The 13,671-nt window shown below is 47.4% G+C and carries 8 protein-coding genes and 1 other annotated feature; of the genes, 1 reads left to right on the top strand and 7 read right to left on the bottom strand.

The genetic code is table 11. The annotated features are described in order from the left end of the window. Positions 1 to 203 precede the first annotated feature (203 nt). Positions 204 to 434 (top strand) — a binding site (T-box leader). A gap of 199 nt (positions 435 to 633) precedes the next feature. After that, positions 634 to 2,229, top strand: a complete 1,596-nt coding sequence (serA, locus tag MHI55_RS19890; RefSeq protein WP_047843574.1) for a phosphoglycerate dehydrogenase — start codon at positions 634 to 636, stop codon at positions 2,227 to 2,229. A 174-nt stretch (positions 2,230 to 2,403) separates the two neighbouring features. Here serA and MHI55_RS19895 read toward each other — a convergent pair whose 3' ends face one another. The 7 genes from MHI55_RS19895 to MHI55_RS19925 form a co-directional block, all read right to left on the bottom strand. Then, positions 2,404 to 6,696, bottom strand: a complete 4,293-nt coding sequence (locus tag MHI55_RS19895; protein ID WP_340386671.1) for a collagen-like repeat preface domain-containing protein — start codon at positions 6,694 to 6,696, stop codon at positions 2,404 to 2,406. Positions 6,697 to 6,890: 194 nt separating this feature from the next. Then, entirely contained in the window at positions 6,891 to 8,288 is a 1,398-nt protein-coding gene (locus tag MHI55_RS19900) for a HAMP domain-containing histidine kinase (protein WP_017687665.1), read from the bottom strand. A gap of 55 nt (positions 8,289 to 8,343) precedes the next feature. Continuing rightward, positions 8,344 to 9,060, bottom strand: a complete 717-nt coding sequence (locus tag MHI55_RS19905) for a response regulator transcription factor (RefSeq protein ID WP_036607918.1) — start codon at positions 9,058 to 9,060, stop codon at positions 8,344 to 8,346. 139 nt (positions 9,061 to 9,199) lie between these two features. Beyond that, positions 9,200 to 10,462, bottom strand: coding sequence for a cytochrome c biogenesis protein CcsA (ccsA, locus tag MHI55_RS19910; protein ID WP_339186697.1), 1,263 nt, complete (start codon positions 10,460 to 10,462; stop codon positions 9,200 to 9,202). Next, on the bottom strand, positions 10,459 to 12,132 hold the full coding sequence (locus MHI55_RS19915; RefSeq protein WP_074095663.1) for a cytochrome c biogenesis protein ResB: 1,674 nt from the start codon (positions 12,130 to 12,132) through the stop codon (positions 10,459 to 10,461). The genes ccsA and MHI55_RS19915 overlap by 4 nt, the downstream gene beginning before the upstream one ends. Positions 12,133 to 12,146: 14 nt before the next feature. Then, positions 12,147 to 12,674 carry a redoxin family protein gene (locus MHI55_RS19920; protein ID WP_036607739.1) on the bottom strand — a complete coding sequence of 176 codons (528 nt, stop codon included), beginning with the start codon at positions 12,672 to 12,674 and terminating at the stop codon, positions 12,147 to 12,149. Between the two features lie 134 nt (positions 12,675 to 12,808). Further along, complete coding sequence (locus tag MHI55_RS19925; RefSeq protein ID WP_036607741.1) at positions 12,809 to 13,558, bottom strand: pseudouridine synthase; 750 nt, start codon at positions 13,556 to 13,558, stop codon at positions 12,809 to 12,811. Positions 13,559 to 13,671: the final 113 nt, after the last annotated feature.

Below are 13,671 nucleotides of genomic sequence, written 5' to 3' on the forward strand. Positions count from 1 at the left end.
CCATTACTTCATTAAAGCAGTAAAATTCAGTTCACCAAACAGCTTACTTTCCATCTTCTTGTGATAGGTATATTAACTATTGTATTACTTATGGTGACTCTGTTTATGTGTGAATCTAAAGACATCTGCAAAACATTTTAAAACATTTAAGCCTATTGACATGCTCATGTCAGCCATGATACATTATGAAAAAATTAGTCACGTTAAACACGATGATGGAAAAAAGACGTTGCTTCGTCTTACAGAGAGCCGATGGTAGGTGTGAATCGGTGGCAGGCAAATGGTCTTGAGCGCTCCTGAGTTATTGCATTGAAATTGGAGTAGGTGCAATCGGTTTAGACCCGTTATCCTCTTCGGTCTTCATTGACCGCTAAGACTGTCGTTGCGAAACGGCGGTGAATTAGGGTGGTACCACGACAACTCTCGTCCCTTATTGCGCAAGCAGTATGTGGATTGAGAGTTTTTTGATTTATTTTAAAGGATATCTGTGGGATCACTCTATTTGCTTCACCTCCCCCCTCTGTTGCGACACCGCGTTGTTGGGCGGAAGAATCAACCTGGTTTTAAGGAATACCTCTTCGCTGAGGTCAGACCTTGACGATATAGATACACATACCTAAGGAGGAAGAAACCATGTACAAAGTGTTAGTGTCGGACCCAATCAGTGATCTGGGGATCCAGCAACTGGTGGATGCAAATGATGTTGTTGTTGAGAAGAAAACCGGTCTTAGTGAAGATGAACTTGTTGCCATTATTGGTGATTATGATGCCCTCTTGGTTCGCAGCCAGACTCGTGTTACAGATCGTATTATGACAGCTGGTACCAACCTTAAGGTGATCGGACGTGCAGGTGTTGGTGTAGATAACATTGATCTGGAAGCTGCTACACAGCGCGGTATCATCGTTATTAATGCACCTGATGGCAATACCATCACAACCTGTGAGCACACGTTTGCCATGATGATGGCATTGGCACGACACATTCCTCAGGCATATGCCAAGACTATTCAGGGTACGTGGGATCGTAAAACCTTCCTGGGTGTGGAATTAAGAAATAAAACGCTCGGTGTACTGGGTATGGGACGGATCGGTAGTGAAGTTGCCAAGCGCGCCAAAGCATTCGGAATGGACATTCTTGCTTACGACCCGTTCCTCACGGAGGAGCGTGCCGAGAAGCTGCAAGTGAAGCTGGCTAGTGTAGATGATATCATTCGCAATGCGGACTTCATGACCGTTCACACACCATTAACACCGGAAACACGGCATATGATCTCACGTCCACAATTCGAAGTGATGAAAAAAGGCATGCGTATCATTAACTGTGCTCGTGGTGGTGTAGTTGACGAGATGGCACTTGTCGAAGCCATTGATCAAGGTATTGTTGCTGGTGCAGCATTTGACGTATTCGAAAGCGAGCCGCCAGCCGCTGATCACCCGTTCCTGAATCACCCAAGCATTATCGTTACGCCACACCTTGGTGCGTCCACAGTAGAAGCACAAGAGAACGTGGCTATCGATGTGTCGGAACAGGTGCTTCACATTTTGCGCAATGAACCGTTTAAAAACGCAGTTAACATGCCGGCTGTTGCACCAACCGTGATGAACAAATTGCAGCCGTATTTCAAACTGGGTGAAACGTTGGGTAGTTTTGCAGCACAGATTACACAAAATGCAGTGCAGGAGATTCGGATCGACTATGCTGGTGAACTTTCTGAAGTAGATACTTCTCCTCTCACACGTTACATTGTGAAAGGGATTCTCGCCAGACATTTGGGTGGGGAAGCCAACATCGTTAACTCCATGCATCTGGCCAAAATCCGTGATCTGAATGTGGTTGTAAGCCAAACCTCAACAACTAAAGGATTTACTAACCTGATTACCGTAACATTGGTTACAACTCAGGATGCTGAGGAACGCCGTGTAGCAGGTACATTGCTTGCAGGTTATGGAGAACGTATTGTTCGTCTGGACAAATTCCCGGTAGATATCGCTCCGGAAAGTCATCAAATTTTGATCTCCCACAACGATAAACCAGGTATTATCGGACGTGTAGGAACCCTGCTTGGACAAAACGATGTCAACATCGCATCCATGCAGGTTGGACGTAAAATTATTGGTGGTGCAGCGATCATGATTCTGACCGTAGATAAAGCTGTTCCAAAAGATGTGCTTGTGCAGCTTGCTGCGCTGCCTGAAATCAATACTGCTGTTGAAATTGTTCTGGAATAATCAAATATATCTCTATATGTAAAAGGAAAGACGGGACCCTAGTGGTTCCCGTCTTTTTTCATGTACTCGCTGAAATATCGGTGAAGAAGCTTTCAAACAAAATATTAGTGGAATTGGATATGAACTCCGCTTCTTTTGCTCACTGGGAAATAGTCTCAATACGTAATCGAACTATTAACTTAATTGAATAATGTTTAGTGTAGACCCCGGAGGAGACAGAACGGCTGCGCCAACAAGCCCGAATAATTGTAACTGTATTGTAGAACCAGCGGTAACGGTAACCATAAAGTCAGACTGTAGCTGACTGAGAGAAAGTACTGGAGATACTACACTCGCTGGAATTGCTGCACCGTTAAGTAAAACCCGAGATTGGATAGCAAGTGCAGCTGTCAGATTTATTTTGTATGAGATATAGTAACGACCTGCGTTGGTCAGTGTGAAGGTGTCATTAGCCCCATTGACGGTTATACCTGTGCCAATATTTTGGTTATTCGGTAATGGAACAAGTGTACCACCCAATATTACAACAATTGTACCATTAGTGTTCTCAGCAAAAGCCGAATTAGATGTTACAGATGTTCCGGTTGCACCGGTTGCTCCAGTAACTCCTGTACTTCCGGTACTTCCGGTTACACCGACTCCCGTTGCTCCCGTTATACCTGTGGCTCCTGTTCCACCAGTCGCGCCTGTTACTCCGGTACTTCCCGTTATGCCAACTCCTGTGGCTCCCGTTATACCTGTGGCTCCGGTTTCACCAGTGACACCAGTTACTCCAGTACTTCCCGTTACGCCAACTCCCGTTGCTCCTGTTATACCTGTGGCTCCTGTTCCTCCAGTCGCACCAGTTACTCCAGTACTTCCTGTTATGCCCACTCCGGTTGCCCCGGTTATACCTGTCGCTCCGGTTTCACCAGTGACACCAGTAAACCCAGTGCTTCCCGTTATGCCGACTCCTGTTGCTCCCGTTATACCTGTCGCTCCGGTTTCACCAGTGACACCAGTTGCTCCGGTGCTTCCCGTTACGCCGACTCCCGTGGCTCCTGTTACACCTGTGACTCCGGTTTCACCAGTCGCACCAGTTGCTCCGGTACTTCCCGTTACACCGACTCCCGTGGCTCCGGTTATACCTGTCGCTCCTGTTCCCCCAGTCGCACCAGTCGCACCAGTTACTCCAGTACTTCCTGTTATGCCCACTCCCGTGGCTCCAGTTACACCTGTCGCTCCTGTTCCCCCAGTCGCACCAGTTGCCCCGGTAATTCCTGTTACGCCAACTCCTGTGGCTCCTGTTATACCTGTGACTCCTGTTCCACCCGTGACACCAGTTGCTCCGGTACTTCCCGTTACGCCCACTCCCGTTGCACCGGTTATACCTGTGACTCCGGTCTCCCCCGTGACACCAGTTGCTCCGGTACTTCCGGTTATGCCGACTCCCGTTGCTCCTGTCACACCTGTTACGCTTACTCCCGTTGCGCCAGTCAATCCCGTTACGCCTGTTGCTCCTGTTTCCCCTGTAGCACCAGTACTACCTGTTACACTTACTCCTGTGGCTCCTGTGATCCCTGTCGCCCCAGTCAACCCTGCAACACCAGTCGCTCCTGTTTCACCAGTTGCCCCGGTTCCTCCAGTTACTCCTGTTGATCCTGTTACGCTTAGTCCCGTGGCTCCTGTAATTCCCGTCGCCCCGGTTAACCCTGTAAGACCTGTCGCTCCTGTTTCACCAGTTGCCCCGGTTCCTCCAGTTACTCCTGTTGATCCCGTTACGCTTAGTCCCGTGGCTCCTGTAATTCCCGTCGCCCCGGTCAACCCTGCAACACCGGTCGCTCCTGTTTCACCAGTTGCCCCGGTTCCCCCAGTTACTCCTGTTGATCCCGTTACGCTTAGTCCCGTCGCTCCTGTAATTCCCGTCGCCCCGGTTAACCCTGTAAGACCAGTCGTTCCTGTTTCACCAGTACTTCCCGTTACTCCAACTCCAGTTGCACCCGTCACACCTGTCGCTCCTGCTCCAGCGATCAACGTGTAATCTGGTGAAGTCCCCGGCGTTCCCGTTGGCGATGCCACATTTGCAATATACGTACTGCCATTGAACGTTACAACCTGACCCGCTGGATATGTCGGGGCTACAGCTGGATCGAATGGCACAATACCACTTAAACCTACACCTGTCGCTCCTGTTTCGCCGGATGCTCCGGTACTTCCTGTTACTCCAACACCAGTTGCACCCGTCACACCCGTTGCTCCTGCGCCCGCAAGCAATGTGTAATCCGGTGAAGTCCCCGGCGTTCCCGTTGGCGATGCCACATTTGCAATATACGTACTACCGTTAAACGTTACAACTTGACCCGCTGGATATGTCGGGGCTACGGCTGGATCAAATGGTACGATACCACTTAAACCTACGCCTGTCGCTCCCGTTACTCCTGATGCCCCTGTTACTCCGGTACTTCCTGTTACTCCAACTCCAGTTGCTCCTGTCACACCCGTTGCTCCTGCGCCCGCAAGCAACGTGTAATCTGGTGAAGTCCCCGGCGTTCCCGTTGGTGATGCCACATTCGCAATATACGTACTACCGTTAAACGTTACAACCTGGCCGGCTGGATACGTCGGGGCTACGGCTGGATCAAATGGTACGATACCACTTAAACCTACGCCTGTCGCTCCCGTTACTCCTGATGCCCCTGTTACTCCGGTACTTCCTGTTACTCCAACTCCAGTTGCTCCTGTCACACCCGTTGCTCCTGCGCCCGCAAGCAATTTGTAATCCGGTGAAGTCCCCGGCGTTCCGGTTGGCGATGCCACATTTGCAATATACGTACTACCGTTAAACGTTACAACTTGACCCGCTGGATACGTCGGGGCTACGGCTGGATCGAATGGTACAATGCCACTCAAACCTACGCCTGTCGCTCCTGTTTCACCAGTTGCCCCAGTTCCTCCAGTTACTCCTGTTGATCCCGTTACGCTTAATCCCGTGGCTCCTGTAATTCCCGTCGCCCCAGTCAACCCTGTAAGACCAGTCGCTCCTGTCACTCCGGTACTTCCCGTTACTCCAACACCAGTTGCACCCGTCACACCTGTTGCTCCTGCGCCCGCAAGCAATGTGTAATCCGGTGAAGTCCCCGGCGTTCCGGTTGGTGATGCGACATTAGTTATATACGTACTGCCGTTAAACGTTACGACTTGACCCGCTGGATACGTTGGGGCTACGGCTGGATCAAATGGCACTAGGCCTGTCAATCCCGCCCCGGTTGCTCCCGTTACACCTGATGCACCTGTGGCTCCTGTAGGTCCTGCACCTGCAAGCAATGTATAGTCTGGAGAACTTCCTGGCGTACCCGTTGGCGAAGCGACATTTGTAATATAAGTACTGCCACCAAACGTGACGATCTGTCCAGCTGGATATGTTGGGGCTAATGCGGGATAGAATGGCACGATGCCACTTAATCCTGCACCTGTGGCTCCAGTTGCACCAGTCGCCCCCGCAGCAGCGATTAATGTGTAATCCGATGAAGATCCTGGTGTTCCTAGAGGGCCAGCTACACTCGTAATGTAAGTACTACCGTTATACGTAATTACTTGACCTGCTGGATAACCCGGGGCGAGCGCTGCATTAAATGCCACGGCTCCTGTCAAACCAGCTCCGGTTGCTCCCGTTGCTCCATTGGTTCCACCCGACAGTAAAAGAGTGTAGTCTGGAGAACTTCCGGGTGTACCCAAAGGACCATTTACATTGGCAACATAAAGACTACCCTCGTAGCTTACTACTTGACCTTGAGCATAAGTTGGTCCCAGTGCAGGATCAAATGCAGTAATATTGTTCAAACCCACACCAGGTGCTCCTGCCGGACCCTGTGCTCCCTGTGGACCAACTGGGCCAACCGGTCCTACTGGTCCAATTCCTCCCGGTGTTCCAGTAGCCCCTTTCACCCCAGGGACTCCTGGGACACCTGGTACCCCCGGGACTCCTGGCACTCCCTGTGGGCCGGCTGGTCCGGTAATCCCTCCAGTTCCAAGAGTTGTCGTCGCACGGCTTAGCGATATGGAGATCGATCGAATTAATCCCACAAGTTTATCTTTTTCTGCAGGAGGTACTTCCAGAAGCAGCGTCACACTTAACAAGTCATCCAGTAAGTTTTGCAAGTTACCTGCGAGATTAATAAGAGGAACAGGAACAACCTCTGAACCTGCAATCGTTAATTCCAATACGGCTTGTAATTCTGCCTTTACTCCGGCACGAAATCCGGATTGATTTACAAAAGTGAGTAACTGGCTTAATCCATTCTGTAATGACAGTATATTGGCTGAAGTCGGCTGACTGATTGCAGCAGGAATAGCCACAGCCAAAGAACGCAGTATGGATTCAAACTGCTCCAGTTCGCTTGTGGTTATTGGAATAAACGGAGAGCCTGCTCTAAAAGATCTGCCTTCCAAGAAAGCTTTAATATTGACCCTTTTTCGATCATCGGACATGCTTAACTCAATCCTCCTCTATCTTGCTTGCTTTTCAAGCTTATGTTACATAGGAAGGAAAATTATCTTGGACACTCTTTTTAGTCAAAAAAAGACCATTCTTGTTCCACGTTGAACAAGATTAAACGGTAGTCTTCAACAAAAAAACACCCTCCATAAGAGGGTGTTTCCGCACTTTTTGTATGAAATTCAGGCTATTTCGATGAATCCAAGGGAAATTGCAAAATAAACTCTGTTCCTTCACCAAGCACACTATTGACGGTAATCATGCCTTGATGCGCATCAACAATATTTTTCACAATCGCTAAACCAAGCCCCGTACCTACACTTTCTCCCCGAACACGAGCCTTGTCTGCTTTGTAGAATCGTTCGAAAATAAATGGCAAGTCGGATGAAGGGATACCTACACCCTGATCCTTCACAGAAACTCTAACAAATGGAGCACGAAGATAAGTGACCCGCTCGGCTGAGATCATTACATTTTTGCCAGTAGGTGTATGTCTGAACGCATTATCCAGCAAATTCGTAAATACTTGCTCAAGTCGATCCTCATCTGCCTGTTGAAGTTCAATGGTTGGTTGTTCGAACTTAAATTGCAGTTGAATTCCCTGTTCTTTTGAACGCACAGAGAACTTCCGATATACACGTTCAAGTAGTTCTCCGAGGTCAACTTCCTTCATCACCATGTCCGTGTGTCCAGCTTCCATCCGCGCAAGATCAAGCAAGTCTTTAACCAGTCTGCCCATCCGCAGGGACTCATCATGAATGACCTGGATCAGTTCTTCGCTCTCTTCCGGTGAGGTTGCCATGCCGTCCAAAAGAGCTTCACTGTAGCCTTGCATCATGGATAGCGGAGTTCGTATCTCATGAGATACATTAGCCACGAAATCACGCCGCATTTTCTCCAGTCGCACTTCTTCTGTTACATCTCTTAAAACAGCCACAGCTCCTCTGACAACACTGTCAGCGTACAACGGTGCCATCTGAACAGACCAGACACCTTGCTGTACGTGAACATTGGAGTTCTGGTCCCCACCTTGCTCCATCACCATTCTGAACAAAGGAAGAAGGGGCTCAGGTACATCACGCGAAGTCTTGTCAGACTGCTCGGATTCTTGTCCTTCGTCCATTTTCGCCCAATCGAGATCATACCATGTCTGCATGATCTTCTCTCCAGGCGGATTCGTCAGAATAACTTTGCCTTCACCATCAAATGTAACAACAGCATCAGTCATGCTACGAAGCACACTCGCCAAATGTTCCTTCTCATGGTTAAGGTTTCGAATATTATCTTCCAGTTGGGCAGCCATATGATTAAATGTGTTGGCAAGTTCACCAATCTCATCACTCGTTACCAGGGAGAGACGTGTTCCGTAGTTCCCTTTGCGAATCGCATTGGCTGCCTGAATCAATTGCTGCATAGGCTGCGTTATTTTGGTGAATAGAAACAATGCAAAAAACGTGGTTAAACTGAATCCGATAATACAGATATAGGTGAACAACCGCTTAATATCTCTGGATTCGGATTCTGCAAAGTTCGTATCAATGTAGGGCAGCAAAAAGAGACCCAGCGCTATAAGTACACAACCCACAAGGCAGATAATAGTGATCCATAACTTCCCGACCAGTGATCTCCAGAAACTAAAACTACTTCGGTACTTCCAGTTTATAACCCACACCCCACACCGTCGTAATCATGGCCGCCGATTCAGGCGATACCTTGTTAAGTTTCTCGCGAAGACGCTTCACGTGCGTATCCACGGTACGAAGATCGCCAAAGAATTCGTAATTCCATACATCTTTGAGCAATTCTTCTCTGGAGAAAACTTTGTCGGGAGATGTTGCCAGGTAGTGCAGCAATTCATATTCTTTTGGTGTAAGACTAATCTCTTCGCCACCAGCGGTTACCCGGTGGGCATCATGCTCAATAACCAGATGCGGGAACACGATGTTGTTACTCGAATTGCTCTCCTTGGAGAGATAAGCTGTCGCGGAAGCTCGACGCAAAATCGCTTTGACACGATAAATCACTTCACGCGGGCTGAATGGTTTTACAACATAATCATCAGCGCCAACTTCGAAGCCTTGAACCCGGTTAATCTCTTCACCTTTTGCAGTGAGCATCAAAACCGGCGTTGATTTCACCTGACGAAGACGGGTACACACTTCAACTCCATCCATACCCGGCAACATCACATCAAGCAAAATCAGACCGTAGTCCCCTGCTGTTGCTTTACGCAGCGCAGTTTCCCCATCCTCAGCTTCATCGATTTCATAACCTTCTTTTTCAAGATACATTTTCAAAAGCCTGCGGATTCTCTCTTCGTCATCCACGACCAGTATTCGATTCTCATGCTCAGCCATGCCTCTCCAGCCCCTTTGCAATAACTCCTCATCACTTCTATTATGTTCGATCTGGCGAACAATATTTGAATACCCTTCAATAAAAAGGTACATTTGTGTTTCCCGCTTCTAAACTCAACCTTTGCAATACGAGTCTGTCCTAGTCAGCTCCAGCATAAGAATGTAATCCGGCAATGATCAGATTCACTCCAACCAGCGTAAACATAACCACCAGGAAGCCAAGAACTGCAAGCCATGCAGACTTCTGACCTTGCCAACCTCTGGATAAACGCAAATGCAGATACACACTATAATATAGCCATGTAATCAATGCCCACACCTCTTTGGGGTCCCAACCCCAAAAGCGACTCCAGGCAATCTGAGCCCAGATCATGGCAAAAATTAATGCTCCCAGCGTAAATATCGGAAAACCAATGGCAATCGCGCGATAACTTATCTCATCCAGATCATCAGCATCGATTCCATCCATCATTGGCTGTAACGCTTGTCCAAGTGGTCTGCGCACAAGAAGTCGTACAATTCCATACAGGATCAGACCTACAATAAGTGACCAAACCACCGTATTCAGCTTGCGCCCGGCATTTACCCCGTTCATCCAGGAAGGCGTCTCAAGTAAAGGTTTTTTCATGCCAAGAAACGGTGTCATGCTCTCCACTTCGCTATTATATGGTGCAAAAATCGGAGGCATGCGATAAATCACTTTCTCTATTGTACTATTTTCCTGTACCTCTGTGTCAATGCTGACCGTTTTCTGTACAAAAACCGCCTCGTAACCAGCTGTACGAAAGGCAAATACCGTTCCGATGAATCCGATGACTACAACGATCGTAACCAGGGTGAATTCAACCCATCCTCGTTGACGTCTTGAAGACTTGTCTTTACCACTGAAATCAACAGTACGGAGCAAATACATGAACCCTGCGGCAAAACCCACGGCGAAGAATGCTTCACCAAGCGCGGCCAACGTCACATGAATTTTCAGCCAGATGGACTGAAGTGCAGGGATTAATGGTTGTACCTCCTGAGGAAATACAGCGGCGTACGCCATAATAATAATGGTAAGTGGTAACGCAAACAAACCCAGTAATGACTTGCGGTATATGGCATATACAACAATAAATGCAACCATAATCATCATGGACAGAAAAGACATGAACTCATACATGTTACTAACCGGGATATGACCTGCCCCAGCCCATCGGGTTACAAAAAATACGATGTGTGCCGCCAAGGCGACAGTCGAAGCGATAAAAGCTCTTTTACCCCAGCGATTCATATGGTCCAGAGGATCACGATTACTCCATTTTTTGCCCATGACCGCGACAGCATATAACAAGAATGCAGCACAATAGAGAAAGAAAGATACGATAAATGCGTCGCTGCTGAAATCCAATAAACTCATGCCTGATTCCCCCCGTTATCCAACGACTTCTCTTCCACTTCCAGATTCATCTGTTTCAAGACGGCCGCAACTTCACGCCTGAAGCCAAACCAGTTTTTGTTGGTATGTCCACCCAATGTGAGCTGTTTATCATCAAAACGAATCCAGATGCGGCGATGATGCCAATAAAAACCCATGACCAGACCCAACATAACAATACCGGCTCCTACCCACACAAAAGGCATTGCCTTATCCACTCTTATATTGAGATAACTTACGGACTGAATAATATCGACCTTGTCCATGCTGTCTACTTCCAGCTGTAAAGGAATCTCAGCTCCAATCAGCTGTTGGTTAATTGCATCCTGTTGAAACCGTTGTTTATCAATCTGCTTCGCAAAGTACAGATATTGTATCCCCTCTTCGGGCAGATCCGGTCCCTTGATGAGAAAGAGAAAAGCAGGTGCATTAGGTGAAGGTGATTTTGATTTGGGCTGACCATTCTCATCCAATCCAAAGTCCATAAACTTTTCTTTTACCGTGAGCTTATAAGGACCAGCTTCAAATGTTCTTTGGGTATCTACCATATCGATCTTAATTGGCCCATATACTTCACCTGTCTTTGTATTGACCAGATCAGGCGTTACGGAACGAATGGTGGGTGTTAGATCATAATCAAACTGATATGCTTTCAGACCGTTATAATTCAATGGATGATTCACGCGTACATCATGTCTGGCTACCTCAGCTAACTGAGGTTTCTTCGAGAGATCCGAACAATCTGCTGTACATTCATACAAAACAACTTTTGTTTCGAACAGTTTTGGAACGGTCTTATTCAGGTTACGGAATTGCTCAGGTACTTCTTCCTCACTGTAGAATTCAACATTAAACTGTTCATTTTGCAGATACATCGATGTATTCGGGATCTTTTTGATCTCCCCTTCAGGAAAAGCAACATGCTCGTCCAGATTCAGACCAGGAAGTCCTCGTGCGAGCACCGCCAGCAAAAATATAATGAGTCCAATATGGATGACATATGGGCCCCATCGACTGAATCGCTGTTTCTCGGCGAGTAATGCATCCCCCTGGGTGTGCACACGGTATCCTTTCTTTTTCAACGGCGTAACCGCTTTCTTAATCCAGTCTTCTGGTGCCTCTTCGATGGTACCTTGGTACACCAGACGCTGTCTTGTCAAAAATTGCGTATGCTTACGTATTCTCTGTTTATTCAGTGCTTTGTAGAGCGGTAGGACGCGATCCAGACTGCATATCACCAATGATGCCCCAATCAGCACCAGCAGTAGAATAAACCACCAGGATTCGTATGTATGGGATAAACCCAACAGATAATAGATATGACCCAATTGACCGTATGTTTCTTTGTAGTACACGGAAGGATCAATATTCAAGAATGTACTTTCTTGCGGATAGATTGTACCAAGCATAGAACCTACCAGCGTAAAAACAATCATATAGACGGCAATTTTAACGGAAGAAAAAAAGTTCCATATGCGGTCAATGATATTAGGATTACTACGCTGTGAACGGCGCGCCATGCCATCATAACGCATTTCCAGCACTTCATCCGATTTAGCTTCAGACTCCAGCAGCGGTTTCCCACATGCTTCACATAGTACAGTGCCTACCGGATTCTGGTGTCCGCACTCACATTTGGTATTTTGGAACACGAATAGACCTCCTGTCAGGGCTGCTTCGCCAGTTGCGAAATTTGAGCGTCAAGTGTGTCCAAATCAAGTTGCCCGATATGAATGGTAGAGATTTTGCCCGTGTCGGATACAAAAAATGTCGTTGGCATGGGAGAGATCCCAAAATCACGAACCGAGTTTTTGTCCCGGTCAAGCATGATTGGAAACGTAACGCCAACCTGCCGTACAAAATTATCCACGGTCATCTGGTCTTCTCCAACATTAATCCCGACAAATTGTACTCCCTGGTCCTTCCATTTGTCAGCTTGCGCCTGAAGTGCAGGCATTTCTTTAACACAAGGTTCACACCATGTGCCCCAGAAATTGATCACCATCGCTTTTCCTTTGTACTCATCAGACGTATGAACTTGACCATCCAGGCCCAGCAGTTCAAAAGAAGGAGATTTGTCCCCTTCCTTTGGCTTGCCATTCGAGCCGGATACCGATGTGGTAATCGCATATCCGCCCAACACCAGGATCAATAACAAAATGACGATTTGCACCGTTCTTCTTGATTTCCCCATGTGCTGCTCCCCTTTTAAGTGACTGTAGCATTCGCATCTTATTGGTATAAGACAACTGTGAACATCCTATGAACAATTATAGCGAATTTCGTCACAAAACTGCGGCGGTTTTATGAAAATTATGTGTCCTCACATTACCTTTTTTTCATTTTTTTGGCTGGCTCTGATTGTGCGAGGGTAATCAGGTTGTTGACTTCCTCTTTGGTCAGATGACGTGTCAGACCACGTTTCAGGTTTTGTAGCAAAATACCACCAAACGAAATCCGTTTCAGGCGGGTTACCGGATGGTTGATTGCCTCGAACATACGTCTAACCTGACGGTTACGTCCTTCATAGATCGTAATGGAAATGACCGACTCATTAGCGGCTGTATCCACATCTTTGTACTCTACCTCTGCAGGAGCAGTCATGCCGTCATCCAGCATAATGCCTGTCTTTAATTTCTCCAAAGCTGTACCATGTGGCACACCTTTAACCGTTGCATGATACGTTTTGGGTACGTGATGCTTAGGATGCGTCAGCAAATGTGCAAACTCACCATCATTGGTAAGGATCAATAAGCCCTCTGTGTCATAATCCAGACGACCTACAGGATATACGCGTTCCTTGACACCTTTCAGGTAGTCGGATACAATTTTCCGACCTTCCGGGTCAGATGCACTTGTGATTACGCCTTTTGGCTTGTTTAACATCAAGTACACTTTTTTCTCACTACGGATCGGTTTTCCATTAACCGTAATCATATCCTCTTCGGGGTTCGCTTTTGTACCCAGTTCGGTTACGACCTCCCCGTTAACTTCTACTTTGCCGGACAGGATTAGTTCCTCGCTCTTGCGGCGGGATGCAATGCCTGCCTGTGCGATAATTTTTTGTAATCTTTCCATGTTTGTCATGTCACCTCACACTAATGATACCCATCACGCAAGGAAATCACAAGGATAATCCATGGATTTTGTAAACTGGAGACACGAATATCCATTTCTGGCTACCTTCCTCC

Source organism: Paenibacillus sp. FSL E2-0151 (genome assembly GCF_037993015.1).
In the GTDB taxonomy this organism is placed as follows: Bacteria; Bacillota; Bacilli; order Paenibacillales; family Paenibacillaceae; genus Paenibacillus; species Paenibacillus amylolyticus.

Coding starts and splice junctions, on each gene's coding strand:
- MHI55_RS19920 (WP_036607739.1), bottom strand. CDS start 12,674: ATGGGGAAATCAAGAAGAACGGTGCAAATCGTCATTTTGTTATTGATC.
- MHI55_RS19905 (WP_036607918.1), bottom strand. CDS start 9,060: ATGGCTGAGCATGAGAATCGAATACTGGTCGTGGATGACGAAGAGAGA.
- serA (WP_047843574.1), top strand. CDS start 634: ATGTACAAAGTGTTAGTGTCGGACCCAATCAGTGATCTGGGGATCCAG.
- ccsA (WP_339186697.1), bottom strand. CDS start 10,462: ATGAGTTTATTGGATTTCAGCAGCGACGCATTTATCGTATCTTTCTTT.
- MHI55_RS19895 (WP_340386671.1), bottom strand. CDS start 6,696: ATGTCCGATGATCGAAAAAGGGTCAATATTAAAGCTTTCTTGGAAGGC.
- MHI55_RS19925 (WP_036607741.1), bottom strand. CDS start 13,558: ATGGAAAGATTACAAAAAATTATCGCACAGGCAGGCATTGCATCCCGC.